The organism is Phytohabitans rumicis (assembly GCF_011764445.1).
Lineage (GTDB): Bacteria > Actinomycetota > Actinomycetes > Mycobacteriales > Micromonosporaceae > Phytohabitans > Phytohabitans rumicis.
Map to the genome: position 1 here is coordinate 309791 of NZ_BLPG01000002.1, position 24379 is coordinate 334169.

At 73.4% G+C, this 24379-nt stretch carries 25 protein-coding genes and 1 pseudogene; 11 read left to right on the forward strand and 15 right to left on the reverse strand.

What is annotated here, in order from left to right:
- Positions 1–40: 40 nt before the first annotated feature.
- The gene (locus Prum_RS45050; RefSeq protein WP_246278768.1) at positions 41–364 is read left to right on the forward strand and encodes a winged helix-turn-helix transcriptional regulator; all 324 of its coding nucleotides are present in this window, start codon (positions 41–43) and stop codon (positions 362–364) included.
- Here Prum_RS45050 and Prum_RS45055 read toward each other — a convergent pair.
- Positions 361–1464: a DNA polymerase III subunit beta gene (locus Prum_RS45055; RefSeq protein ID WP_218577887.1), complete on the reverse strand. Its 1104-nt coding sequence runs from the start codon at positions 1462–1464 to the stop codon at positions 361–363. The two genes, Prum_RS45050 and Prum_RS45055, sit on opposite strands and share 4 nt — an antisense overlap.
- A gap of 113 nt (positions 1465–1577) precedes the next feature.
- Between Prum_RS45055 and Prum_RS45060 the strand changes: the two genes are divergently transcribed.
- The gene (locus tag Prum_RS45060) at positions 1578–2606 is read left to right on the forward strand and encodes an LCP family protein (protein ID WP_371871430.1); all 1029 of its coding nucleotides are present in this window, start codon (positions 1578–1580) and stop codon (positions 2604–2606) included.
- Positions 2607–2613: 7 nt separating this feature from the next.
- Here Prum_RS45060 and Prum_RS45065 read toward each other — a convergent pair whose 3' ends face one another.
- Both Prum_RS45065 and Prum_RS45070 read right to left on the reverse strand, forming a co-directional pair.
- A complete protein-coding gene (locus tag Prum_RS45065) occupies positions 2614–4266 on the reverse strand; it encodes an FAD-dependent oxidoreductase (RefSeq protein ID WP_173085321.1) in 1653 nt (550 codons plus the stop codon).
- A gap of 35 nt (positions 4267–4301) precedes the next feature.
- Positions 4302–4535: a DUF6458 family protein gene (locus Prum_RS45070; RefSeq protein ID WP_173085324.1), complete on the reverse strand. Its 234-nt coding sequence runs from the start codon at positions 4533–4535 to the stop codon at positions 4302–4304.
- Positions 4536–4639: 104 nt separating this feature from the next.
- Between Prum_RS45070 and Prum_RS53160 the strand changes: the two genes are divergently transcribed.
- A complete protein-coding gene (locus Prum_RS53160) occupies positions 4640–5155 on the forward strand; it encodes an endonuclease V (protein ID WP_173085326.1) in 516 nt (171 codons plus the stop codon).
- 15 nt (positions 5156–5170) lie between these two features.
- Here the strand turns inward: Prum_RS53160 and Prum_RS53165 are convergent.
- A pseudogene (locus Prum_RS53165) lies at positions 5171–5551 on the reverse strand (RidA family protein); the annotation flags it as partial.
- Positions 5548–6372, reverse strand: a complete 825-nt coding sequence (locus Prum_RS45085; protein WP_173085328.1) for an NAD(P)-dependent oxidoreductase — start codon at positions 6370–6372, stop codon at positions 5548–5550. The pseudogene Prum_RS53165 and the gene Prum_RS45085, both read right to left, overlap by 4 nt.
- An 80-nt stretch (positions 6373–6452) precedes the next feature.
- Between Prum_RS45085 and Prum_RS45090 the strand changes: the two genes are divergently transcribed.
- Positions 6453–7349 (forward strand): LysR family transcriptional regulator, encoded by an 897-nt coding sequence (locus Prum_RS45090; RefSeq protein ID WP_173085330.1) that lies wholly within the window; start codon positions 6453–6455, stop codon positions 7347–7349.
- A gap of 92 nt (positions 7350–7441) precedes the next feature.
- On the forward strand, positions 7442–8080 hold the full coding sequence (locus Prum_RS45095) for a hypothetical protein (protein ID WP_173085332.1): 639 nt from the start codon (positions 7442–7444) through the stop codon (positions 8078–8080).
- Positions 8081–8316: 236 nt separating this feature from the next.
- Here Prum_RS45095 and Prum_RS45100 read toward each other — a convergent pair whose 3' ends face one another.
- From Prum_RS45100 to Prum_RS45115, 4 genes are all read right to left on the reverse strand, one after another.
- The gene (locus Prum_RS45100) at positions 8317–8934 is read right to left on the reverse strand and encodes a TerB family tellurite resistance protein (RefSeq protein ID WP_173085334.1); all 618 of its coding nucleotides are present in this window, start codon (positions 8932–8934) and stop codon (positions 8317–8319) included.
- Between the two features lie 171 nt (positions 8935–9105).
- Positions 9106–9381 carry a hypothetical protein gene (locus Prum_RS45105; protein ID WP_173085336.1) on the reverse strand — a complete coding sequence of 92 codons (276 nt, stop codon included), beginning with the start codon at positions 9379–9381 and terminating at the stop codon, positions 9106–9108.
- Positions 9382–9477: 96 nt separating this feature from the next.
- The gene (locus tag Prum_RS45110; protein ID WP_173085338.1) at positions 9478–9762 is read right to left on the reverse strand and encodes a hypothetical protein; all 285 of its coding nucleotides are present in this window, start codon (positions 9760–9762) and stop codon (positions 9478–9480) included.
- 16 nt (positions 9763–9778) lie between these two features.
- Positions 9779–11140, reverse strand: coding sequence for an alginate lyase family protein (locus Prum_RS45115; protein ID WP_218577889.1), 1362 nt, complete (start codon positions 11138–11140; stop codon positions 9779–9781).
- A gap of 147 nt (positions 11141–11287) precedes the next feature.
- On the opposite strand from Prum_RS45115, the gene Prum_RS45120 reads away from it, so the two are divergent.
- Positions 11288–12982, forward strand: a complete 1695-nt coding sequence (locus Prum_RS45120; protein WP_173086500.1) for an RNA polymerase sigma factor — start codon at positions 11288–11290, stop codon at positions 12980–12982.
- Here the strand turns inward: Prum_RS45120 and Prum_RS45125 are convergent.
- Together Prum_RS45125 and Prum_RS45130 are read right to left on the reverse strand one after the other, a co-directional pair.
- Positions 12979–13383 carry a YdeI/OmpD-associated family protein gene (locus Prum_RS45125; RefSeq protein ID WP_173085340.1) on the reverse strand — a complete coding sequence of 135 codons (405 nt, stop codon included), beginning with the start codon at positions 13381–13383 and terminating at the stop codon, positions 12979–12981. The genes Prum_RS45120 and Prum_RS45125 overlap by 4 nt on opposite strands.
- Positions 13380–14975: an alpha/beta fold hydrolase gene (locus Prum_RS45130; RefSeq protein WP_173085343.1), complete on the reverse strand. Its 1596-nt coding sequence runs from the start codon at positions 14973–14975 to the stop codon at positions 13380–13382. The genes Prum_RS45125 and Prum_RS45130 overlap by 4 nt, the downstream gene beginning before the upstream one ends.
- A gap of 159 nt (positions 14976–15134) precedes the next feature.
- Between Prum_RS45130 and Prum_RS45135 the strand changes: the two genes are divergently transcribed.
- The gene (locus tag Prum_RS45135; protein WP_371871431.1) at positions 15135–15752 is read left to right on the forward strand and encodes an alpha/beta fold hydrolase; all 618 of its coding nucleotides are present in this window, start codon (positions 15135–15137) and stop codon (positions 15750–15752) included.
- Positions 15737–15967, forward strand: coding sequence for an alpha/beta fold hydrolase (locus Prum_RS55595; RefSeq protein WP_371871432.1), 231 nt, complete (start codon positions 15737–15739; stop codon positions 15965–15967). Before Prum_RS45135 ends, Prum_RS55595 begins: the two co-directional genes overlap by 16 nt.
- A 6-nt stretch (positions 15968–15973) precedes the next feature.
- Here Prum_RS55595 and Prum_RS45140 read toward each other — a convergent pair whose 3' ends face one another.
- The 4 genes from Prum_RS45140 to Prum_RS45155 are packed head-to-tail and all read right to left on the reverse strand — an operon-like array spanning position 15974 to position 20162.
- The gene (locus tag Prum_RS45140; RefSeq protein ID WP_218577890.1) at positions 15974–16798 is read right to left on the reverse strand and encodes a carbohydrate ABC transporter permease; all 825 of its coding nucleotides are present in this window, start codon (positions 16796–16798) and stop codon (positions 15974–15976) included.
- Positions 16795–17694 (reverse strand): carbohydrate ABC transporter permease, encoded by a 900-nt coding sequence (locus Prum_RS45145; RefSeq protein ID WP_173085345.1) that lies wholly within the window; start codon positions 17692–17694, stop codon positions 16795–16797. The genes Prum_RS45140 and Prum_RS45145 overlap by 4 nt, the downstream gene beginning before the upstream one ends.
- Positions 17687–18991 (reverse strand): ABC transporter substrate-binding protein, encoded by a 1305-nt coding sequence (locus Prum_RS45150; RefSeq protein ID WP_173085347.1) that lies wholly within the window; start codon positions 18989–18991, stop codon positions 17687–17689. Before Prum_RS45150 ends, Prum_RS45145 begins: the two co-directional genes overlap by 8 nt.
- A gap of 10 nt (positions 18992–19001) precedes the next feature.
- On the reverse strand, positions 19002–20162 hold the full coding sequence (locus Prum_RS45155; protein ID WP_173085349.1) for an ROK family transcriptional regulator: 1161 nt from the start codon (positions 20160–20162) through the stop codon (positions 19002–19004).
- Between the two features lie 53 nt (positions 20163–20215).
- Here Prum_RS45155 and Prum_RS45160 point away from each other — a divergent pair, with 53 nt between their 5' ends.
- From Prum_RS45160 to Prum_RS45170, 3 genes are read left to right on the forward strand one after another with little or no spacing between them, the layout of a single operon-like run.
- Complete coding sequence (locus tag Prum_RS45160; protein ID WP_173085351.1) at positions 20216–22366, forward strand: alpha-N-acetylglucosaminidase; 2151 nt, start codon at positions 20216–20218, stop codon at positions 22364–22366.
- Positions 22353–23246, forward strand: coding sequence for an N-acetylmuramic acid 6-phosphate etherase (locus tag Prum_RS45165; protein ID WP_246278769.1), 894 nt, complete (start codon positions 22353–22355; stop codon positions 23244–23246). Before Prum_RS45160 ends, Prum_RS45165 begins: the two co-directional genes overlap by 14 nt.
- Entirely contained in the window at positions 23236–24201 is a 966-nt protein-coding gene (locus Prum_RS45170; RefSeq protein ID WP_173085353.1) for an N-acetylglucosamine kinase, read from the forward strand. The genes Prum_RS45165 and Prum_RS45170 overlap by 11 nt, the downstream gene beginning before the upstream one ends.
- Positions 24202–24379 lie beyond the last annotated feature (178 nt).

Here is a 24379-nt window from a genome sequence, read left to right on the forward strand (position 1 = left end):
GGCCGGTGAGGCAGCCACTCGACCCGGACATGTTCGCCGGGTGCACCACCGACAGCACGCCGATCCGGATCGGCGACAAGTGGACCGCGAAGATCATCACCTGCTTGCGGGACGGCCCCGCCGCTTCTCCGAGCTCCAGGTGCCCCTGGGCAGCGTCACCCCGAAGGTGCTCACCGAGTCCCTGCGAGCCATGTGCCGCGACGGCCTGGTCACCCGCACCGCGTACGACGAGATCCCGCCCCGCGTCGAGTACGAGCTGACCCCGCTCGGCCGCTCGCTGCTGGAGCCGATGGCCGCCGGCTGCGCGTGGAACCGGGAACACCTGGCCGAGCTGCTGGCCGCCCGCACCGCGTCGGCCCGTTAGGCGTCCTCGGCCCGCATCGGCACGACCAGGTAGGTGAGGTCGCCGCCGGCCGCGCTGAACGCCGTGGCGCGCATCCCGGCCTGGATCCGCATCCGGACGGTCTCGCCGGCGAACGGGCGCAGCGCGTCAACCAGGTAGCGCGCCTGGTAGTGGGCGGTGACGTGGTCGCCGCGCACGCTCGCCTTGACCGCCTCCTCCGACTCGCCGTGCAGCGGGTCGCGGCCGCACACCTGGAGCGCGCCGTCACCCGGCCGGACGGTCACCCGCCCGTGCGGCCCCGCGTACGGCGAGGCGCGCTGCACCGCCGCGGTAAGAACGTCGGCGTCCGCCTCGACCGTGCACTGTGGATCGACGGCGAGCAGCTGGTCGAGCTGGCGGTCGGGGAACGGCCCTGCCAGCGAGGCGGTGACGACCGTGCACCCGGCCCAGGACAGCCCGAAGCGGTCGCCGCCGGCGTACACCAGAAGGGTCTCGGCCCGGGCAGCCTGCCGGCAGATCTCGGCGAGCGACGCGGCCGGCACCAGGGCCGCGACGTCGCCGCCGCCCGGCTCCGGCGTCCACGGGACGGCGGCGGCCGCCATCCGGTAGCGGTCGGTCGCCACCAGTGTGAGCCGCCCATCCCGGGACACGATCCGGACGCCGGTGAAGATGGGCAGCGCGCCGTCGCGGGACGCCGCGCCGCACACCGCCCCGGCGGCGGCCAAGGCGGCACCGGGGATCGCGCCGGCCAGCGGAGGCGGCTCCGGTAGCTCCGGCCGGGCGGCGGCCAGCGACGGCAGCGCGAACCGGGCACCGGGAGTGCGCACCGCGAGCCGGGAGCCCTCCACCGCCAGCCGCGCCTCGGGCGCGTCCAGCCCGGCGAGGGTGTCGGCGAGCCCATGCCGGGACACCACCGCCTCGCCGTCGACGTGGACGGTCGCGGGCACCAGCACCCGCACCGACGTCTCGCCGTCGGTGGCGGACAGCGCCAACCCGGCGGCGCCGCCGCGCAGATGGACCGTGGCCATGCCCGGTTGCAGGGAGCGGGCGGGCAGCAGGCGGGCGACCCGCGCGGCGGCCTCGGCCAGCGGCGCGGTCGGCGTGGTCAGCTCCAGCGACATGCCCGGCACGCTATCCGCCACCCCCGACACTTTCCGCCGCCCGGCTGTGGCCCGCGGCACACATGCCCGCGGCACACAGGTGACGTCCAGGAATCCGACCTACCGTGCGAGCCGTGGAGTACCAAGAAGTTCCTGGTAGCGGCGGTTTGTACGGCAGATCGCGGACCCGCCGGCGGCGCCGGCTGCGCCGTACCCTGGTGGTCGCCCTCGCGGCGGTGTTGTTGATCGCGGGCGGCGGCCTGGGCGCCGCGTGGGCCTATGGGCGGTCGCTGAACCACGACCTGGCCCGGACCAACGCGTTCGCCGGGCTGCCCACCGACCGGCCGACGCAGACCGTCACCGGGGCGCTGAACATCCTGGTGCTCGGCAGCGACTCCCGCGATCCGGACAATACCGCTGATTCGCGCACCGACACCATTATGTTGGTGCACGTCGACGCCGACCACCAGCACGCGTACTCGATCTCCATCCCGCGCGACAGCTGGGTGTACGTGCCGGCGTCCGCCGACGGCACGCACGGCGACACCAAGGCGAAGATCAATGCCGCGTACGCCTGGGGCGGCACGCCGCTCGTGGTGCAGACGGTGGAGAAGTTCACCGGGGTGCGCATCGACCACGTCGTGCTCATCGACTTCGCCGGCTTCGCGCGGGTGACCGACGCGCTCGGCGGCGTGGACATGTACGTCGAGCAGACCATCACCTCGATCCACGGGCAGCACCGCACGTTCACCAAGGGCGAGCACCACTTCACCGGCGCGGAGGCGCTGGACTACGTGCGGCAGCGCAAGCAGTTCAAGGACGGCGATTTCGCCCGTGAACGGCACCAGCAGGAGTTCCTGAAGGCGTTGATGACCAAGGCGGCCAGCACCGGTACCCTCACCGACCCCGTGAAGCTCAACGCCTTCCTGCGGGCGGTGACCAGCTCGGTCACCGTGGACGAGAGCTTCAACCTGGTGGACACCGCGTTCGCGCTGCGCGACCTGCGGGCGGACGACGTCACGTTCCTCACCAGCCCCAGCGCGGGCACCCCGACGATCGACGGGCAGAGCGTCGTCGAGCCCAACACGACCAAGGCGGCCGCCCTCTACAAGGCGGTACGGACCGACACCGTCGCCCAGTGGGTGGCCGCGTCGAAGAAGTAGCGGGTGCTCAGCGCCGGCCGGTGCGGGCCAGGTGCTCGTGGACCAGGCGCACGGCCATGGCCCCCTCGCCGACGGCGGACGCGACCCGCTTGATCGAGCCGCCGCGGACGTCGCCGACCGCGAACACCCCGGGCCGGCTCGTCTCCAGCACCTCGGGCCGGCGGTCGCCGCGCGCGGCCGGGGCCGCCGCCGGCCCGGTGTGGACGTAGCCGTGGTCGTCGAGCGCCAGGGTGCCGGCGAGCCAACCGGTGTGCGGCTGCGTCCCGATGAAGACGAACAGCAGGCCCGCCTCCAGCCGCCGGCGCTCGCCGGTGCGGTCGTCCTCGACCTCGACCGCCGCCAGCCGCCCGTCCTGGCCGGCGAGCCCGCGCACCTCGCGGTGCCGCAGCACCTCGACCCGCGGGTCCCGCTCGATCTGGTCCACCAGGTAGCGGGACATGTCCCGGCCCAGGTCGTCGTGGCGGACGACCAGCCGCACGGCGGCCGCGTGCTGGGCCAGGAGGAGGGTCGCCTGGCCGGCCGAGTTGCCGCCGCCCACGACCACGACCGGCTGCCGCGCGCACAGCCGGGCCTCCACGGTCGTGGCGGCGTAGTAGACGCTGGTGCCCTCGAACTCCGCCATCCGCGGCACGTCGAGCCGGCGGTAGCGAGCACCGGTGGCCACGACGACGGTGTGGGCGCGCAGTTCGGTGCCGTCGTCGAGGCGGACGACCTGGTCGCCGTCCCGGTCGGCCAGGGCGGCCGCGGTGGCTGGCACGGTGATGGCCGCCCCGAACCTCTCCGCCTGCACCACCGCCCGGGCGGCCAGCTCGGTCCCGGAGATCCCGGCCGGGAAGCCGAGGTAGTTCTCGATGCGCGCGGACGTGCCCGCCTGGCCGCCGGTCCCGGTCGCGTCCAGCACGACGGTGCTCAGCCCTTCCGAGGCGCCGTACACGGCGGCGGCGAGCCCGGCCGGGCCGGCGCCGACGATGACGAGGTCCAGCACACCCTCGGGCGGGCCGGGCGCCGGCCGGCCGAGCGCGGCGGCCAGGTCGGCACTGGACGGGTTGCGCAGCACCCGCTCGCCGCCCAGGATCACCACCGGGGTGTCCGCGGGCGGGACGCCCATCTGCCGCAGCAGCGCCTCGGCGCCGGCGTCCTCGTCGAGGTCGATCCAGGTGTGCGGGAGGCGGTCGCGGGCGGCGAACTCGCGCAGCCGCCGGGTGTCGGGCGCGTAGCGCGACCCGATGATCCGTACCCCGGCCACCGCGCCGACCAGTAGCTCGCGCCGGCAGATGAAGGCGCGCAGGACCACGTCGCCCAGCCGCGGGTCGCGCGCGACCAGCTCGCACAGGGCCGGCACGGGTACGGCGAGCACCTCGCCCGGCTCGCCGACCACCGCGGTCACGAGCGGCGGCTGGCCGGTCAGCAGCCCCAGCTCGTCCAGGAACCGGCCCGGCCCGTGCACCTTGACCAGGCGCTCCTCGGCCGTGCCGTACCCCTCGACGGCCGCGACCAGGCCGGACAGGACGACGACGAAGTCCCGGTGCGGCTCGCCCTCCCGGACGAGCACGTCCCCGGCGCGGGTGGGACGGCGTTCGCCGTACCGCGCCAGGGCCTCGATCTGCGCGCCGCCCAGCCGGGGAAAGGCGCCGGCGATGTCGGGCGTCTCGGTCGCCATTTAGGAGGAGATACCCGCTGCGACCAGGACAAAACCTACCCGGAGGGCGGTGGCGGTGGTGGTGGCGGCCGGCGTTCCTGGACGATCTGGCGGTGGACCCGGCGCCGGCGCTCCTGCCAGTACCAGATGGTCACCAGCAGCATCGCGCCGCCGGAGAGCATCAGGATGACACCCGCCGCCCGCAGGTCGATCCACCACGGGTCGATCTGCATCGCGAACGTCAGCACCGCGCCCACCGCGATCAGGAAGATCCCTCCGCCGATGCCCACGCGCCAGCACCTCCCCGAAACCGGGTGTATCGCGCACGTGACAGTCTAGGGCTCATCCGGTACGGGCGGTGCCGACTCGCCCCGGCGCGGGGCAGACTGGGCGCGTGATCCGCGCCGCCGCCGTCGACGTGCACTACCCGCCGCCGGGCGGCGCCCACGCCGCGGCCGTCGTGGCGGCGGACCCGCGGTTCGCCGCCATCGTGGACGAACGCGTGTGCTGGCTGCCGCAGGTCGCCCCCTACCAGCCGGGTGCCTTCTTCCGGCGCGAACTGCCGGCGGTCCGCGCGGTCCTGGCCGGCGCCGGCCGCCTCGACCTGGTGGTCATCGACGGGTACGTCGACCTCGACCCGGACGGGCGCCCCGGCCTCGGCGCCCACCTGCACACCGAACTGGACGTCCCGATCGTCGGCGTCGCCAAGACCGCGTTCCGCTCCGCCACGCACGCCATCGCGGTGCACCGCGGCTCAGGAACGAAGCCGTTGTACGTCACCGCCGCCGGCATCCCCGTCGACGAGGCCGCGGCGTTGGTCGAGCGGATGGCCGGGGACCACCGGCTCCCCGACGCACTGCGCCGCGTCGACACCCTCGCCCGCCGAATGCTCTTGTCCCCGCCCGCGTAAAGCGGCGGCGGTCACCTCCACCTCCAGCAGGGCGCCGGCAAGGAAGAGCCGGCTGACCTCCACGGTCGTGCTGGCCGGCGGCGTGCCCGGGAAGAGCCGCCGCCGCGCGGCCCCGTACCCGGGCAGGTCGTCGAGGTCGGTCATGAACGTGCGGATGTGCAGCACGTCGCCGAACCCGGCACCGTGTGCGGCCAGGAGCCCGCCGACGATCTCGAAGATGCGCTCGGTCTGCGCCGCGATGTCTCCCGGCGCGTACACCTCGCCACGATCGTCCACTGAGATCTGTCCGGACAGGACGAGCAACGCACCGCCGCCGACGTCGAGCCTGGCCACGTGGGCGAACCGGTCACCGAACGGCGCGGCGACGGTCACCGGGTTGTCCAGGGTCAGCTTCACGGCGTACTCCTTTGCGGAATGATGGCGCCCAGGTCCGCGTCCTGGTCGACCACAGTGGACAGTGTTTGTGCCGCGGCCCGCAGGGCCGGGGCCGGCGCGGCGCCCAGCTCGGCCAGCGCGAGCCGCGCGTCCTTCGCGGCGAGCGCGACGCGAAACCGCGTGCCGGTGGCGGTGGCGCGGGTGACCGCGCCACCGAGCGGGCCGGCCATGAGCGCGGCCAGCGCGGCGTCGCGGTCGACGCCGGCCGCGTCGGCGACCGCGAGGGTGTCGGCGAGCGCCGCGAAGGCGGTCACCAGGGCGGTGTTGAGCACCAGCTTGAGGGCGGCACCGGCGCCGACCGGCCCGCAGCGCCGGACCGTGCCGAGCGTTGCCAGGACGGGCGCGACCCGGTCCAGCGCGGCCGACTCGCCGCCGGCCAGCACGGTGAGCCCGCCGGCCGCCGCGGCAGCGACGCTGCCGGCCACCGGCGCGTCGATGAGGTCCACACCGGCGGGCAGCCGGGCGGCCAGCGCGCGGACCTGCGCCGGGGCGATCGTGGACATCTGCACCACGCACGTGCCCGGCCGCAGCGCCGGCGCCGCCCCGGCCGCGCCGAACAGGGCCGCGTCGACGGCGTCCGCGTCGGTCAGCATGGTGATCACGACGTCGGCGTCGCGGGCGGCGTCGGCCGGCGAGTCCGCCACGCGGGCACCCGCCCCGGCCAGCTCCGCGGCGCGCGCCGCGGTCCGGTTCCAGACGATGACGGGGTACGGCGCGGCCAGCAGCCGGCGCGCGATCGGCGCGCCCATGTGGCCGGTACCCAGTACGGCGATGGTCTTCACGAACGGCAACGCTAGGGCAGGCTGGGCCATGCTGGGTACGAATGTCTGGCATGGCTGCCATGCGCCGCTAGCATGGGTGCGTGTTGATCGAGTCCCTGGAGGTCTTCCGGACGGTCGCGCGGCACGGGTCCATCACCGCGGCGGCACAGGCGCTGCGCTACACCCAGTCGGCCGTATCCCGCCAGGTGGCCGCGCTTGAGGCGGAGACCGGCGCGCGGCTGTTCGACCGGCTGCCGCGGGGCGTCGCGCTGACCGAGGAGGGCAGTTGCCTGCTCCGGCACGCCGAGGCGGTCCTCGACCGGCTGGCCACCGCCCGCCGCGACCTGGCGGCGCTGCGTGGACTGGGCGCCGGGCGGCTGCGCGTCGGCGCGTTCCCGACCGCGGTGGCCGCGCTCGTGCCGCGCGCGCTGGCCGCCTTCCGCGCGGCGCACCCGGACGTGACCCTGTCCCTTGTGGAGGGTCGGACGCCGGAACTGTTGGAGCGCCTGGTCGCCGGCGACGCGGACGTGGCCGTGGTCAGCGCACCGCCGGACCGCCCGCTGGACGGCGCCCGCTTCGACCTGCACCACCTGCTCGACGAGCGGCTGCTCGTCGCGGTGCCGCGCGGCCACCGGCTGGCCCGCCGCCGGACCGTACGCCTGACCGACCTGACCGAGGAGTCGTTCGTCGTCGGGTCCGCCACCGCCGAGGACACCCTGCTGCGCGCGACGCTCCCGCACGGCTTCCAGCCACGCATCGACATCGTCGCCGCCGAGTGGACCGGCAAGCTCGGCTGCGTGGCCGCCGGACTCGGCGTGGCGCTCGTACCGGCGCTGGCGATCCGCGCCGCGCCCGCCGACATCGCCCTGCTCCGCCTGCACCGCGACGACGCCTCGGTACGCCAGGTGTTCGCCGCCACCCTCGCCTCCCGCACCCCCGCACCCGCGGTGGCGCCCTTCACCGCCCACCTGTCCACGATCGCCCACTCGTCCCGGTGATCATGAAGTTAGCGTCGCCGGGGAGCGCTCTCCCCGGCGACAACTTCATCATCACCGGCGCGGCGGGTAGGAGAGCTGGTAAGAGTGGTGCGATGAACGATCCGCTCGGGGCGACCCGACACAGCCTGCACGCGGTCGCCGAGCTGGTGCTCGCCGGCCCGCAGCACCGGCGTACCGGGACGATCCGCCTCCTGGTCAGCCCCGGCGGCTTCCGCCCGCTCAAGCACCCCGAGCTGCGCGTCGACGGCGTGGACCTGGTCGTGGGCCAGACCCGACTGGCGATCACCGGACGGAGCTGCGCCGAGCTCGCCGCCGCGGCCGGGGTGGACGTGGGCGCACCGCGGGGGCTCTACGACGACGGGTCCGGCGCCGAGCCCGACGAGGTGCTGCACGTCGACCCCGAGCCGGCCCGCTGGCTCGCGGACTGCTGGGCCGCCGGTGACGCCGCCCTGCGCCGGGTGGTCCCGTCCGAGCAGCCGATCCTGTGGCCCGAGCACTTCGACGTCGGCGTCTTCGTCGACGGCATCGGGTACGGCGTCTCCCCCGGCGACGCCTTCCTGCCCGAGCCGTACGCCTACCTCACCCCGCGCTCGCCGCGCACCGGCGCGTACTGGAACGCCCCGTTCGGCGTCGCGCGGCCGATGCGCGAACTGGACCGCGCCGACCCCGACGCGGTGTACGCGTTCTTCACGCAGGCCCGCGACCGCGCCGACACCGACCCAGCCGCCTGACGCGCTCGCGCCCGCCCCGCGCGGGCCGCCGCGATCAAGGGCTTTCACGTATCAAGGGCTTTCACGTCGATCAAGGGCGAATGGTCGTGGAAAAGAGATCCAACCACGGCCGTATGCCCTTGATCGGCGGGCAATCCCTTGATCGACGCAGCGGGCCGCGGGCCACGGCAGGTCGCAGCGGGCCGCGGCGCCGTCGGGAGCGGGACGCAGCGGGGCCGGGCCGGGCGGGGCGGGCGTCAGTCCAGGGTGGCGGAGCTTTCGACGGTGGAAATGACGCCGTGGGCGTGGGCGGGGGTCATGCCGAGGTTGCTGGCGATCCAGCGCAGCCCGTCCAGCTCGGCCGGCGACAACGGGCCGTCGGCGAGGCCGATCCGCACGGCGCTGGCCAGGTAGCGCTCGCACGCGTCGAGCGTCAGGTTCGCGGCCAGGGCGCGCAGCGGGTCGGCGGCGGCCTCGGCGGGCAGGCTCAGGTCGGACTGGAGCTGCGCGACGTCGTACCCGGGTGAGCCGGCCGCGCGCACCGCATCGATGGCGGCGCGGACGGCGGCCTCGGAGCTGCCGCCGGCGCGCAGGACGACGGCCGCGGCGGCCCGCATCCCGGTGGGCAGGGCGCTGGCCAGCTGCGCGCTCGTGGGGCGCTGCAGCACGGCGGGGTCGAAGCGCAGCTTGCAGGTCTGGCACTGCACGACCTCGCCGACCTTGTCCAGCGGGATCACCGGGATAAAGAAGAGCGTGAAGAACCGACGGGCGGTCCGGTGCTGGTACTCCCGGTCGCCGCCACAGTTCGGGCAGGCGAACTGACCGGTGCCGATGAGTCCGAGGAAGTAGAAGACCGAGAAGCCGAAGATAATCACCGGCGCACGGTACCAGCGGGCCGCACGCCCTACCGACTCATGCGTCGATCAAGGACTTTCCCGTCGATCAAGGGCAAATGGTCGCGGAAAAGAGATCAAAGCACGGCCGTATGCCCTTGATCGACGAGCAAAGCGAGCAAAGGGGCGGGGCGGGCGAGGCAAGCAAAGGGGCTAGGCGGCGGGGGCCAGGGCGGTGAGGACCCAGTTGGCGGCGGCCAGGGCGTCGAGGGTGGTGACCGCGTAGCCGTCGTCCAGGAAGGCCGCGACCGCGGTCGTGCCGTACGTGCCGGCGGCCGGGTCCGCGGACGTCACCACCGTCGCCCAGCCGAGGAACTGCAGGTTCTTCGTCTCGTCGCGGCGCACCCGCCGAGGGTGCAGGAAGCTGCCGTACAGCCAGCGCGAATCCGGCACGATGCGCAGGACGCTGCCGGGGACCGGAACGGACACACCCCAGTATCGGGGATGCGGGCACCCCGTGCGCCGTGCAAGGAAGGGCCCCTTGTTATGCAAAAAGCGCTAACAAGGGGCCCTTCCTTGCACCCGTTAGACGTCGCGGACTTCGATCACGCGGGTTGTCGGGGCGGACTCGCCGAGCGTGGCGCGCAGGGCGAGCCGGTCCGGGTCGACCATGAACGAGTCGTACCCGGCCCGGCTCCCGAACCGGATCAGGTGCACCTCGCTCGCCCCGTCCGCGCTGCGGGTACGCCGCTCGATCGCGCCGCCGTGCCGGTCCAGCAGGTCCAGCACCGCGTCCTCGTACTCCTGCCCGGCCGCGGTGTGCCCGGGTGCCATCTCGACGATGGCCACCAGCAACAGGTCTGTCGTCACGAGCAGGAACGTTAGCTCACAGGGTGTACGCCAGCGTGCCGAAGCCCAGGCAGTCGTACCCGCCGCTGTTGGGGCCGTAGTCACCGCCGCCGCCCTCCGGGCCGACCCGCCGGGCGTACGCCTCGATGTTGGGCACGCGCAGGCCCTGGCGTACCCGGTAGTGGTTGTCCAGCAGGGCCCAGACGGGCGTGTTGAGGCCGCGCCCGGCCGGCGACACGGCGGTCTGCTCGCGGGCGGCGCAGTTCTGCCCGGTCCCCCACCGGTACGTGGTGAACGGCACCTCCTGCCCCAGGTTGTACGCGGCGACGTACTCGGCGGCCCGCATGAACCGGTTGTCCGCGTACCCGAACAGGTCGTGCCCCAGGTTCCAGGCCATCTGGCAGAACGCGCCCAGCTGCCCCATGCCCATCAGCGTGTGGCCCTGGTCGCGCCCGCTCTCCTGCCACTGGGCCAGCCCGCCGGGGTGCAGGAACGGCACCGCGTGCAGGATCGAGCCGTTGCCGGCGCCGGTCTTGAAGTACGTGATCGCCTGGTCGATCTTGGCCTGGTCGTCGCAGAAGACGCCGATCGCCAGGACCGAGGTCATGCTGCACAGGTCCCAGTTCGCCCAGTAGTTGGTGATGCACGCGTCGTTGTGCTTGGTGAGGAACTGGTTGTTCATCGGGTAGAAGACGTCCCGCAGCAGAGCCGCGAGCTTGTCCTGCGCGAAGCCGGGGTAGCCGCGCAGCATCTCCCCGGCCTGGGCCAGCTGCCAGCCCTGCAGGCCGGCCAGCAGGAACCGGTCGGCGTTGCCGTGGATGGCCGTGAGCGTGCCGGACCAGGCGTTGAGGATGTCGCGTGCGGTGTCGCCGTGCTCCCGGCTGCCGGCGACCTTCCACCGCAGGGCGTTCTGGTACGCGGCGGCCGCGTCCTTGAACAGCACGGCGTAGTTCTGCCCGGTGCCGCCGCGCACGACCGTCGCCACCGGACGCGGCCGGTACGAGCTCTGCGCGTGCGGGTTCGCGACGAGCCGGTCCCAGCCCGCCTGCCACGGCTGGGCGCCGGCCCGCACCTTGGCCGCCATCCGGTCGTAGTCGGCCTGGGTGTGCAGGATGCCCGGATGCGCGATGCCGGCCTGGGCGGCGGCCGAGGTGGTGGCCGATGCGGCGGGCGAGGGGGTCGGGGACTGCGATGGCCCCGGCGGCGTGGGAGCCCCGCCAAAGCCGCCCAGCCCGCCAGGGGCCGGCGGACGGCGGCGGACGAACGCGCGCGGACCGCCGGACCGGATGCCGGCCAGGGCGGCGGTCGACCCGGCCGCGACGCTCAGCGCGCCGGCGCCCAGCACCGCCGCGGTCAGCAGGCGCCGCCGTGCGACCGACCTGTCACTCTGCGATGACACGTGGTGATCTCCCTCATGCTCTGGTACGTCCACCCGCATAGGAGGCGGCGGCGCGGGCGCCCGGATAACGGATTTGTGTTATCCGGCCTGGCCGGCGAGGGTCTCCATAAGTAAGGGACGAGGGGACGGAGGTGTCACGACGTGCGGATGGACGACCGGGAGGTCGCCGCGCTCGTGGTCGCCGCCCAGTCCGGTGACCAGCGGGCGCTGGACGACCTCGTGGCCGACTGCCTGCCGCTGGTCTACAACATCGTCGGCCGGGCGCTGGACGGCCACGCCGACGTCGACGACGTGGTGCAGGAGACCATGCTGCGGGCGGTCCACGGGCTGCGCCGCCTGCGCGATCCGGCGAGCTTCCGGCCGTGGCTGGTCGCGATCACCATGCGCCAGGTACGCGACCAGGGGCGGGCCCGCCGGGCGGCGCTGGCCCGGCGCGGCGGCACGCTGGACGAGGCGGGCGAGGTGGCCGACCCCGGCGCCGACTTCGCCGACCTGACCGTCGTGCGGCTGGGCCTGTCCGGGCAGCGGCGCGAGGTGGCCGAGGCGACCCGCTGGCTGGACGAGAACGACCGGCACCTGCTGTCGCTGTGGTGGCTGGAGGCGGCCGGCGAGCTGACCCGCACCGAACTGGCCGCCGCGCTGGACATCTCGCCGCAGCACGCCGCGGTCCGGGTCCAGCGGATGAAGGCGCAACTGGACACCGCACGGGCGGTGGTCCGGGCGCTCGCGGTGACGCCGCGCTGCTCCGACCTGGCCGCGCTGACCGACCGGTGGCCCGGGCAGCCGCACCCGTTGTGGCGCAAACGGTTGGGCCGGCACACCCGCGAGTGCCCGGTCTGCGGCCCGGGCCACGCCCCGCTGGTGCCCGCCGAGAACCTGCTCGTCGGCCTCGCGATGGTGCCGGTGCCGCTCGGGTTCGCCCTGAACGGCCTGACCGGGGCCGGTGGCGTGCTGGCCAAGCTGGGCGCGCTGTTCTCCAAGCCGGTCGCCGCCATCGTCGCCGGGGTCACCGTCGCCGCCGGCGGGGCGACCGTGGCGTACACCTGGCAGGACCCGGACCCGCGCGGCACGGCGGTCTTCGCGGCGGCGCCCACGCCGTCCCCCACGCCGCCGGCCCGCCGTGCGACCCCGGCGCAGCGGCGCCCGACCACGCCGGCCGCGCCGGCGTACGGCAGCACCGTCGACGTGGCCGACAAGGCGCCCGCCGACCGGCTCCGGCCGCCCGGCGCGCTGCCCAAGCGGCCCACGTCCGGGCTGGTGGCCGCGGTCGGCGGCGCGTACCAGGAGCCGGAGCCGGGCAACTTCCACATGGTCCGCCGCGGCGAGCGCGTCGTCCTGCGCGGCCGCGGGTACGTGCGGATCCGCTACCAGATCCCGTTCACCCAACGCTCCGGCGGCATGACGATGCCCACCTGGACCGGGCTTTCCGGCAAGCTCTTCCACGTCGCGTCCGGCGGCACCCGCCGGATGGACGACGCCAAGCCCGGCGGCCCCGCGGCGAACACCTGGATGGGCGAGCCCGCCGCCGGCTACACGGTGCTGCCGGCCGGCGCGCAGCAGTTCTGGCAGGCCGAGTACTTCTACCTCGACGGCGAGGTCACCCTGCACAACAACGAGCGGGGCGCCGACTACAACCTCACCGTCCGGGCCGTCACGTGGGACGACGTCGCGGCGGAGATCGCCACCCCGCCGCCGGCCGACCCGGTCGCGGCCGGCTGGGTCCGCTACGGCCTGGTCCGCGACACCGGCACCGACGCCGCGCCCGTGCCGCAGTACCTGACCCGGCAGACCCCGTCCGACCCGGCGACGGTCCCGCAGTCCTCGAAGGTGAGCCCGGACTAACCCTTCGGGCGCTCCTTGACCCCGGCCTTGAGCAGGTCGATCATCTCGGCGATGCGGTCGGCGCGCAGCGCGGGGCTGCGCTTGGTCGCGTCGATCCAGCGCAGGTACGCCCGGCGGTAGAACTGGGTCAGCGCGTCGAAGAACGCGGCCGCCTCCGGCTCGGCGTCCAGGGCGGCGGCGACGTCCTCGGCGAGGTCGCCGCGCTGCGGCCCTTCCGGCACGATCTCCACCCGGATCGTGTCGCCGACCCGCACCGGGCAGCCGCGCAGCCACGCCGCGCCGAGGATGAAGCCGCGCTCCCCGTCGTGCGCCTCGATGACGCCGCGGATGCCCATCCCGTTGACCATGCCGGTGACGTGGTGCCGCGGCTTGCGCCGCCCCCGAGTCTGCCCGGTGATCATGGTCTGCGCAGCGGTTCGGAGACGGTTTCTGCGGCGCAGACCATGATCATCCACGCTAGTACGGGTTGGCGGGGCGGCGGGCCAGGCTGACGCAGTGCGGGCGGTTGCCGGAGGCGACGGCGGCTCGACGCCGGGCAGTGGGTGCCGCGTGCGGGGAGTTGTTGACTGATCAGGTAGCTGTCGATCGCGGCGGTGACGCACTCGCTGCGGCCGTAGACGCCGTGGCCCCACCCGTCGTACGTGAGCAGAACGCCCTCGCTACCGAGCTGCCGGGCCACGCCGAGCGCCCGGTTGTACCCGGTGGCCGGGTCGTGCAGCGCGTTGGTCAGCAGCAGCGGCGTGGCGCTGTCGCGTACCCGCAACCGGTGCTGCGGGTTGGCGATCTTCGCGGGCGAGCCGAGGCAGGCCGCCGTCAGCGAGGTCGCGGGCGGCGGGAAGAGCATGTCCGGCGCGATCCGGCCGACCCGCCGCAGGTGCCCGGCGTACTCCCGGTAGTCGCGGACCGGCAGGCTCCAGTCGTTGCAGAAGATCGCCAGCGGCGGGAACGGGACGACCTCGGGCAGCTCCGGCTCCTCCTCGGGCGGCTCGACCGGGATCGGCGTGTTCGTGTCCAGCGCCGAGAGAACGTCCGCGACCGGTACCCAGTCCGGCCCGTAGAAGGCGCCGAACACCGCGCTGATCAGCTCGTCCGGCCGCAGCGGCCGGCTCGGGTCGGGCGGGAACGGGATCTCGCCGCGGCCGGCGCGGTCGAGCACCCGGTGCCAGACGGCCCGGACGTCCTGGCCGTACAGCGCGCTGGACGGGGTCCGGTCGCTCCACTTGACGAACTCGTCGAAGGAGTCCTGCGCGCTGGCCGCCTCGGTGTCCAGGAACCCGCGGGTGCCCAGGCTGTGGTCCAGGTTGCTGTCCGAGACGATCGCCCGGACCTTGTCGGGGAACATCTCGGCGTACTGCTGGGCGTCCATCGAGCCGTAGGACACGCCGTAGTAGGTCAGCTTGGCGTCGCCGAGGGCCGCCCGCACGTAGTCCATATCCCGGACCACGCTGAGCATGTCCACGTGGTCGAACAGCGGACCGGTCCGCGCCCGGCAGTCCGCCCGCAGCCGCGCGTTGTACGCCAGCCGGGCGTCGAACTCGGCCTGGCTGCCCAGCAGGACCGGCGGCTCCTGGGCCAGCAGGTCGGCGGAGCACAGGATCGGCGTGCTCTGCCCGACGCCGCGCGGGTCGATCCCGACGATGTCGAAGCGGCGCCGGATCTCGGCGCTGAAGTAGTCGGCCCCGAAGATGGCGAAGCCCCGCGCCGAGCCGCCGGGGCCGCCCGGGTTGATCTGCAGGGAGCCGATCCGGGCCGCCGGATCGGTGGCGGGCCGCCGCGCGACGGCCAGGTCGATCTTCGGCCCGCGCGGATGCGCCCAATCCAGGGGTACGCGGACGGTGGCGCACTGCGCGGTGGGGTCCTCGGGGCACGGGCTCCAGGCGATCGGGGCCGGCCGCGTGGCGGAGCCGGCCGCGGCCGCGCCGTCCGCGAGCACGAGGGGTAGGGCGAGAGTCGTGATGGCCAGGACAGTGGTGTACAGGCGTCTTCTCGACATCGCCACATGATTGATGTGGATGCCTCAATATCACGTCCCTCTCACGATTGACATTTCCCCTAACCCCATGGGGGCCATCCCCTAGTTGAAGGGATGTCGCGGAACCGGCACGGGCGCGGCCCGGCGCGGCCATCATGGGATGGGAGAAAAGGAGGAATCATGTCGAAAGTGACCGTCGGTCAGGAGAACGGCGCCGACATCGAGATCTACTACGAGGACCACGGCAGCGGCCAGCCGATCGTGCTGATCCACGGCTACCCGCTCAACGGCGACTCCTGGGAGAAGCAGGAACGCGTGTTGCTGCCGGCCGGCTACCGGGTCGTCCGGTACGACCGGCGCGGCTTCGGCCGGTCCAGCAAGCCCACGACCGGGTACGACTACGACACGTTCGCCAGCGACCTGAAGATCCTGCTCGACCACCTCGGCCTCGACGACGTGGTGCTGTGCGGATTCTCGATGGGCACCGGCGAGGTCACCCGCTACCTGGGCAAGTACGGCTCGGGCCGGGTGCGTAAGGCGGTCCTCATGGGTGCGATCCCGCCGTTCCTGCTCAAGACCGACGACAACCCCGAGGGCGTCGACCGGTCGGTCTTCGAGGGCATCAAGGCGGCGGTGCTGGGGACCGGCCGGCGTACTTCAAGGACTTCCTGGACAACTTCTACAACGTCGACGTGCTCGGCGGCACCCGGATCAGCGACCAGGCGTGGCAGGCCAGCTTCATCGCCGCCGTCGGGGCCTCGCCGCACGCCGCGTACGCCTGCGTGGACACGTGGCTGACCGACTTCCGGGCCGACCTGCCGCTGATCGACGTGCCGACGCTGCTCATCCACGGCGACGCCGACCGCATCCTGCCGTACCCGGCCACCGCCGCCCGGCTGCCGGCCCTGGTCAAGGACCTCACGCTGGTCACGGTCGGGGGCGGCCCGCACAACGTCGCCTGGACACATCCCGAGGTGGTCAACCCCGCGTTGCTGGACTTCCTGGCGAACTGAGCGGGCTCAGCCCTTGACGGCTCCCTGGGTGATCCCGCTGACGAAGTTGCGCTGGAAGATCAGGTAGAGCACCACGATCGGGCCGATCACGATGAGGCTCGCGGCCGACAGCAGCGGGATGTTCGTGGAGTACTGGCCGACGAAGAAGCCCAGCCCGGCCGGGGCGGTCCGCAGGTCGGGGTTCTGCATCAGCACGATGACCAGCAGGAACTGGTTCCAGGACCACATGAAGTAGAGCAGCCCCAGGGTGGTCAGTGCCGGCCACGAGATCGGCAGCAGCACGCGGCCGAGGATCGACAGGCTGCCCGCGCCGTCGACCCGCGCGGCCTCCAGCAGTTCGCGCGGGATCGACGCGAAGTGGTTCTGCATCCAGTAGACGCCGAACGGCATGAACAGCGCCGTCTCGGCCAGGATCACGCCGAGGTACGAGTTGGTCAGTCCCACCTGCCGCAGGTCGAAGTAGAGGGCGACGACGACGAGCTCGATCGGCAGCGTCAGGCCGAGCACGAAGGCCACCGACATGGCGCGGCCGCCGAGCGGGTCCAGCGTCGCCAGGGAGTACGCGGCGAGGGTGGCCAGCACGACCGCGAGCGGCACCACGCCGGCGGCGATGATGACGCTGGAGAGCACGAGGTGGCTGAAGTTGGCCTCGCGCCAGGCGTCGGCGAAGTTGGACCAGGACCACGTCGTCGGGAGGCTCAGCCCGGAGATCTGGGCGCCGGACGGGTGCAGCGCGGCGAGCACGATGCTGACGAACGGCAGCAGGACCGCGACGGCCATCGCGCTGAGCACGAGGTAGCGCGCGACGGTCGCGGTACGGGACGGGTTCACGCCTTTTCCCGGGTGAGTGTGCGGATCGCCGTGACGAAGACGATGACGATGAGGGTGAGGACCACGGCGAGCGCGCTGGCTCGGCCGATGTCGCTCTCGTTGAACGCCAGCCGGTACACCAGCAGGCCGGGCACGGTGGTCCGGTCGACGGGGCCGCCGTTCGTGGTCACGAAGACGAGGTCGAAGCTGGCCAGCGCGGCGATCGTGGTGATGACGCTGGCGATGGTGATCTCGCCGCGCAGGGCGGGCAGCGTCACGGCGAAGAACCGCCGGACCGGGCCGCCGCCGTCGAGTGCCACCGCCTCGTACAGGGCGACGTCGATCTTCTGCGCCCCGGCCAGGAAGAGCACCATGCACAGGCCGCTCATCGCCCACGTACCGATCAGGCCGAGCGCGACCAGCGCGAGGTTGTAGTCGCCGAGCCAGGCCCGGGTGACGCCGCCCAGGCCGATCCAGCGCAGGCCCTGGTTGACCAGGCCGTCGTCGTTGTAGAGCCAGCGCCAGGTGATGCCGACCGCGACGAGCGGCAGCACCTGGGGCAGGAAGAAGATGACCCGGAACGCGGTCATGCCGCGCACGTTGCCCTGTAGCAGCGCGGTCATCAGCAGCCCGAGCGCACACGGGATGACCGCGAAGAACACGATGAGCACGATCGCGTGCCACAGCGCCGGCCCGAGCGTCGGGTCGGTGAACACGTCGGTGTAGTTCGAGAAACCGGCCGAGGTGGCCGGCAGGATCCCGTCCCAGTCCAGAAAGGACAGGTACACCGTGTGGATCGCCGGCCAGATCGCGAAGGCGACGTACACCAGTGCCGCGGGCGCGATGTAGAGGAGGGCGACGACCCGGCGCGCCCGGCGGCGCGGACGCCGCCGGGCGAGTGGTGCCGTGTCAGCCATGGTATTCGGTCCACGACTCCTGCAGCGAGGTGAGGAACGCGTCGGGGGTCGTCTTCTTGCTCAGCAGGCCCTGCACGCCGGAGGTCAGGCGGTCGATCATGTTCGGCGAGGCGAAGTCCGGGAACGGGACGATGCCGTTGTCGGCGACCACCTTCTTGAAGTCGGCGGCGATGTCGGCGCGTACGCCGGTCGCCTGGACCGCGGTCTCGTTGTTCACCGGCATGAACCCGGTGTCGAACTGCACGGTCGCCGCCTTGGCGTCGCGCATGAAGTCCAGGAACGCGGCCGCCTCGTTCGGGTGCTTGGTCTTGGACGAGATGGAGTACGCCACGCTGGCGCCCGAGGCGACCACGGAGTCGCCCGCGGTGGCCTGCGGCAGCAGGAAGAAGCCGACGTTGTCGCCCATCGCCTTCTCGATGGCCGACGCGGCCCAGTTGCCGGTGACGAGGTACGCGCTCTTGCCGTTGGTGAAGTTCGCCTGCGCGTCGCTGTCGGCCGTCGCGTTCGCCGACGCCGGGATGTAGCCGGCGTTGACCCAGTCGATGACCTTCTGGGCGGCCTGCTTCGCGGCGTCGGTCTGGATGGTCGAGCCGGGCTTGCCGTACACCCAGTTGCGGTACTGGCTCTCGTCGCCGAGCGCGTTGGTGAAGGCGTTCCACAGCTGGAACCCGCCGACCTGCAGGCCGCCGAGGCTCAGCGGCGCCTTGCCACCCTTCTTCACCGCGGCCACGTCCTGCTCGAAGTCGGCCAATGTGGACGGTGTGTCGGCGATTCCGGCCGCCGTGACCATCGACTTGTTGTAGTACACGCCGAGCACGGACAGCGCGCCCGGCACCGCGTACAGGCCGCCCGTGCCGTACTCCTTGGCCGCCTGGTTGGAGCGCAGCACCTCCAAACTGGACGCCGGGAACGCCTCGCCCCAGCCGTACAGCTTCTCGTACGGCGTCAGGTCGTAGATGAGCCCGGCCGGCACCAGCGAGCGCATGGCGCCCGGGTTGTACTCGGCGATGTCCGGCGGCGTGTCGGCGGCCATGGACAGCTTGATGGACTTGACGTAGTCACTGAACGGCGTCTGCTGGCCCTTGATGGTGATGTTCGGGTGCAGCGCGTGGAAGGCGTCGATGAGCGCCTGGGTCGGCGGGTCGTCGGTGTACGCCAGGGTCAGCGTGATGTTCTCGGTGGTGAGGTCCTTGGACACGTCGCTCGGCTTGGCCGGCTCGGTGCCCCCGGACTCCGCGCACGCACTGAGCGCCACCACCATCGCCGCCGCGACGGCGGCCAATGATCTCGTACGCATATATGTTCTCCTATACCGGTAGGGAGTACAGACGTTCGCGCTCCACCCAGGACAGACAGTGGCGGACAGCGCCGTGGATGATGGCGTCCGCGCCGAGCGCGGACAGCTCCAGCCGGGGCTGGTTGAGCGGCTCCGCGCGCAGCGCCTCGGCGAGCGCCTCGATCAGCGCCGGACCGAGCACGGCGATGTCGCCGCCGATGACGACCACCTCGGGGTCGAGAAGCGACCGGACGGCCGCGATCCCCTTGGCGAAGCGGGCCGCGACGGTCCGGATCGGGATGAGCGCCCACTCCTCGCCGCGGTGCGCCGCGGCGGCCAACTCGGACAGTGTCGGCCCGCCTGCGACGCGCAGCAGCTCGCGGGTGCCGACCCATGCCTCGAACGGGCCGAGGTCGGGGTCGCCGGATCGCTCGCCGGACGCCACCAGGTCGAGGTAGCCGAGGTCGCCGGCGTCGTTGGACGCGCCGCGGTACAGCTCGCCGCGCAGCACGATGCCGGCACCGATCCGCTCACCCCAGTCGATGAAGACCAGCGAGTCCTCGGCGTGCGGCATGCCGCGCCAGCGCTCCCCCTCGGTGGCGAGCTTGACGTCGTTGTCCACGTACACCGGGGCGTCGACGGCGCCGCGGATGCCGGCGAGGATGGCGCCGCCGACGATCTCGGGCATGCTCGGGCTGAGCGTGACGTGGCCGGAGCCCGGATCGGTGATGCCGGGGGCGGCCGCGGACACGTGCCACACGCAGTCCGGGGCGACCCCGGCGAGGTCGAGCGCCTGGCGGATCGCGGCGGTCAGCGAGGCGGCCAGCTCGGTCGCGCCGGCGCGGCTCAGCGGGAGGGTGGACTCCGCAACGGGGTCGCCGGCCAGGTCGGCGACCAGCAGCCGGACCTGTCCGGGCTGCACGTCGACGCCCAGGACGTGGCCGGCCTCCGCGCGGAAGCGGACCATCTGCGGGGGCCGGCCGGCCGCGGTGGCGTTGCGGTCCGGCGCGGAGATCTCCACGAAGCCCATCGAGTCCAGTACGGCCAGCGAGCGGGTCACCGCCTGCCGGGACAGCCCGGTCTCCTTGGCCAGGGCGGAGACGCTGGCCCGCCGGGCGGCGCGCAGGTGGGTGAGGATGGCCGAGGCGTTGACCTCGAGCATGAACTTCGTACCCACCGCGACGGACCTCATGGGCTGGACGCTAACATAATTACGTACCGTACGGAAGTAATAGAGTGGGTGCCATGACAGCGTGGGCGTCGACCGTGCAGGGCCTATGGAACCGGATCACCGGCGGCGGGCCACCGCCGCGTTTCAGCGCGCTGCCGGGCCGGCGCCGCTACGAGGCGTACGCCGCGGCGGGCACCCTCCACGTCGCCGCCACCGACGCGGTCTCGGCGTGCGTCGGCATCCACCGGTACCTGCGGGACGCCTGCGGTGTCCGGGTCACCTGGGGCGCCGACCTGCCGCTGGCACTCGGCGCGCTGCCCGACTCGACGCCGTTGCGCGGTACGGCCCGGGTGGACGAGTTCTACCACCTCAACTTCTGCACGTACGGCTACTCCACCGCGTTCTGGGGCTGGGACGAGTGGGAGCGGGAGCTGGACTGGATGGCCCTGCACGGGGTCACCATGCCGCTGCACCTGGTCGGGCACGAGGCCGCGCTCGCGCTGGCGTACTCCCGGCTCGGCATGACCGACGAGGAGATCCGCGCGTTCCTCGGCGGCCCCGCGTACCTGCCGTGGCTGTACATGGGCTGCCTGGACAGCTTCGCCGGGCCGCTGCCCGCGGGCTGGATCCGCCAGCAGTTGGCGCTGGGCCGCCGGATCCTGGAACGGGAGCGCGCGTTCGGCATGCGGGTGGTGCTGCCCGCGTTCACCGGTCACCTGCCGCGGGCTTTGGCCCCGGCCGGGGCGCGCACCCGGTACTGGCAGGGCCTGCCGACCACCGTCGTCGCCCCGGACGACCCGCTCTTCCGGCGGCTCACCGCCGAGATCGTCGCCGCGCAGCGGGAACTGTTCGGCACCGACCACCTGTACGCCGCCGACCCGTTCATCGAGATGGTGCCCGCCGAGGTGGACGACGGCGCCGCTTACCCCGCCGCGGTCGCCGCCGCCATCGTGGACGGGCTGCGCGCCGCCGACGCCGAGGCCACCTGGGTCCTGCAGTCGTGGCCATTCTCGTACCAGATCGACTACTGGATCCGGGATCGGGTATCACGGTTCCTGGATGGCATCCCGCCCGGCGGCGTGCTGATCCTCGACCTGTACGGCGAGGCCGATCCCCAGTGGCCCCGCCTGGACGGGTACGCCGGCCGCCCGTGGATCTGGAACGGACTGCTCAACTTCGGCGGCCGTACCGAGCCCGTCGCCGACCTGGGCGCCACCGGCCGGAACCTCGAAGCCGCCCTCGCCGCCGATCATCCGCCGGTCGGGCTCGGCCTCACCATGGAGGCGATCCACAACAACCCGGCGTTCTACGAGCTGATCACCGACCGGGCCTGGAGCCGCGAGCCCGCGGACCTCGGCTCCTGGATCCAGGATTTCGGACGCCAGAGATACGGGAGCGTGGACCCAGCCGTCGATCGTGCCTGGGCGGGCCTGCGCCGCTCCGTCCTGGACGCGGACGCGCGGGCCATCTTCCCCGAGCGGTTCATCTCGATGACGGTCGCCCGCCCCGACTACGTCCGGCTGCTCGACCCCGCCTCGACCGTGCACGACGACGTGCGCGCGGCCCTGTTCTACCGGCCGGACGACCTGCTGGCGGCGATCGAGGCGCTGCTCGCGGTGCCCGCGTCCGGCCCGGCCCGGGACGACCTCGCGCTGGCCGGTGCCGCGCTCCTGCTGCGGATCATCGACCACCGGTTCAGTGCACTCCTGACACAGTCTCAGCGATCCGGGACATTGGATCCGACATCCGCCGTGGGCTTCCTGGCCGCGTTCGACGATCTGGACGCGCTGGTCGCCACCCGGCCGGACCTGCGGCTGGACGCCTGGGTCGCGGCGGCCCGCCGGCGCGCGGACGACGCCGAAGGCCGCCGGGTCCTGGAGGACAACGCCCGCCGCATCCTGACCGTCTGGAACACCACCGCCCACGCGGAGCTGGACGACTATGCCGCGCGGGTCTGGAGCGGGCTGGTCGGCGGGTACTACAAGCGCCGCTGGGAGCTGTGGCTGCGCCTCCTGCCCGGCGCGCTCGACCCGGCTGGGCGCGCCGCCGCCCAGCACGCGCTCGACGCCGAGCTGCGCCGCCTCGCCGACGCGTTCATCGCCATCGGCCCCACCACCACGACCGACGCCGCCACCGTCACCGCCGCGGCCGCCCGCGTGCTGGACCGGTACGGCGACGAGTTCCGCTCGCTGAAGAAAGGAACCGCTGCCCGTGGCGTCCACTGAGGACAGAAACCCGCGCACCGCCGACATCGACCGGTGGCCCAGCGACCGTGTCGTCGAGGCGCTGCTCGACGAGGACACGGCCGCGATCGAGGCCGCCCGCACCGCCACCCCCGCCCTCGCCGACGCCGTCGACCGCGCCCTGGTACGCGTCGCGCGCGGCGGCACCGTGCACTACTTCGGCGCGGGCGCGTCCGGCCGGCTGGCGGTGCTCGACGCGACCGAGGCGACGCCCACCTTCGGCACCGCCCCGGGCTTGTTCACCGCGCACTTCCCCGGCGGCGGCCCGGCCGTCCTGGACTCCACCGTGGACCTGGAGGACGCGGAGCAGGCCGGGCACGCGGACGCCGCCACGCTGACCGGCCTGGACGTGGCGGTCGGGCTCACCGCGTCCGGGACGACCCGGTACGTCGCCGGCGCGCTGGCCCGGGCCCGCCGGGCCGGCGCCCTCACCGTGCTGGTCACCTGCAACGCCGGCTCGCCGCTGGCCGCGTTCGCCGACGTCAACGTGGTCGCCCCGACCGGGCCGGAGGCGGTCACCGGCTCCACCCGGCTCAAGGCCGGCACGGCCACCAAGGTGCTGCTGAACGCGTTCTCCACCGCGCTGATGGTGCGCTCCGGACGGACGTACTCCAACCTGATGGTCAACCTCGTCGCGACCAACGACAAGCTGCACGCCCGCGCCGTACGCGTCATCGAGATGGCCACCGGGCTCGGCGCCGCGCAAAGCGCCCAGGCGCTCGCGGACTGCGGCGGCGACGTCCCGCTGGCGCTGCTGCGCGCGCTGTCCGGGCGTACCGTCGACGAATGCCGCCGCGCCCTCGACGGCGGCCGTGGCGTCCGCGCGGCCCTGGAGCTGATGGCTGTCCACAATGCACAGTGAGACCCACGTCGGGATCGACGTCGGCGGCACCGGCATCCGGGTGCGCGCCCTGATCGGCGGGCGGCCGCGGGCGGCACACGACCGCGGCCCGGTGCCGCGCACCGCGGGGCACATCGACGCGCCCACGCTCGCCGCGCGCATCGGCGGCCTGGTCGCCCGGGTCCACCACGACGGTACGGCGCGACGCGTCGCCGTCGGGCTGACCGGGATGCCGGGGCTGCTGGAGAGCCCCGCGGACCTGGCCGGCCACCTGCACCTGCACATCGCCGCGCGGACCGTCGTCATCGCCAGCGACGCGCTCACCACCCACCTCGGCGCCCTCGGCGGCCGGCCCGGCGCGGTGGTCGCCGCCGGCACCGGCGTCATCGTGCTCGGCACCGACCACGCCACGGTCTGGAACCGCGTCGACGGCTGGGGCCACCTGCTGGGCGACGAGGGCAGCGGCGCCTGGATCGGGGCGCAGGGCCTGCGGGCGGCGCTGCGTCACCACGACGGCCGGGACGGCGGATCGGCCGCGTTGCACGGCCGCCTGCGCGACCGGTTCGGCGACGCGGACGCGGCCCTGGGCGCGGTGTACGGCGCCGAGTCGCCCGCGCACGAGCTGGGCACGTTCGCACCGGACGTGGCCGGCGCGGCCCACGAGGGCGACCCGGTCGCGCGGGACATCTGGCACCGGGCCGCCGCCCACCTCGCCGAGGCCGCCCGCGCCGCCGCACGCGGGCTGCCGGCCGACTTCTCCTGGGGCGGCCGGCTCTTCGACGCCGGGCCGCTGCTGCTCGAACCGTTCCGCGCCGAGCTGGCCCGGCGCGTACCCGATGCGCGGCTGACCGCGCCGCGAGGCCAGGCGGCCGATGGCGCTTTGCTGCTCGCGCGGCGGGGCCTCCCGCCCGAGGGCCACGCGCCGTACGCTTTTCAGTATCCCGCAAGCGATTTCGGTATTCCGCAAACACCGTAGGCCCCCGGCCTGGGCGTGTTCTCGGCCCGAACCGGCGCATGCCGCGACTTCCATCAAATCGCTTTTGTCAGGGGTGCCGCTGCGAAGCGGGAACCGCCGGCGCCGCAGAGCCGTCAAACCGGGTGGCCAGGAATCTCTGTCCATGATCGACAGTCCCTGATGAACATGGCTCTGCCCG

Excerpts from the sequence above, each read along its gene's own strand:
- Prum_RS45055 (WP_218577887.1), bottom strand. The coding sequence starts at position 1,464 with ATGTCGCTGGAGCTGACCACGCCGACCGCGCCGCTGGCCGAGGCCGCC.
- Prum_RS45065 (WP_173085321.1), bottom strand. The coding sequence starts at position 4,266 with ATGGCGACCGAGACGCCCGACATCGCCGGCGCCTTTCCCCGGCTGGGC.
- Prum_RS45095 (WP_173085332.1), top strand. The coding sequence starts at position 7,442 with ATGAACGATCCGCTCGGGGCGACCCGACACAGCCTGCACGCGGTCGCC.
- Prum_RS45120 (WP_173086500.1), top strand. The coding sequence starts at position 11,288 with ATGGACGACCGGGAGGTCGCCGCGCTCGTGGTCGCCGCCCAGTCCGGT.
- Prum_RS45125 (WP_173085340.1), bottom strand. The coding sequence starts at position 13,383 with ATGATCACCGGGCAGACTCGGGGGCGGCGCAAGCCGCGGCACCACGTC.
- Prum_RS45130 (WP_173085343.1), bottom strand. The coding sequence starts at position 14,975 with ATGTCGAGAAGACGCCTGTACACCACTGTCCTGGCCATCACGACTCTC.
- Prum_RS45135 (WP_371871431.1), top strand. The coding sequence starts at position 15,135 with ATGTCGAAAGTGACCGTCGGTCAGGAGAACGGCGCCGACATCGAGATC.
- Prum_RS45145 (WP_173085345.1), bottom strand. The coding sequence starts at position 17,694 with ATGGCTGACACGGCACCACTCGCCCGGCGGCGTCCGCGCCGCCGGGCG.
- Prum_RS45150 (WP_173085347.1), bottom strand. The coding sequence starts at position 18,991 with ATGCGTACGAGATCATTGGCCGCCGTCGCGGCGGCGATGGTGGTGGCG.
- Prum_RS45155 (WP_173085349.1), bottom strand. The coding sequence starts at position 20,162 with ATGAGGTCCGTCGCGGTGGGTACGAAGTTCATGCTCGAGGTCAACGCC.
- Prum_RS45160 (WP_173085351.1), top strand. The coding sequence starts at position 20,216 with ATGACAGCGTGGGCGTCGACCGTGCAGGGCCTATGGAACCGGATCACC.
- Prum_RS45170 (WP_173085353.1), top strand. The coding sequence starts at position 23,236 with ATGCACAGTGAGACCCACGTCGGGATCGACGTCGGCGGCACCGGCATC.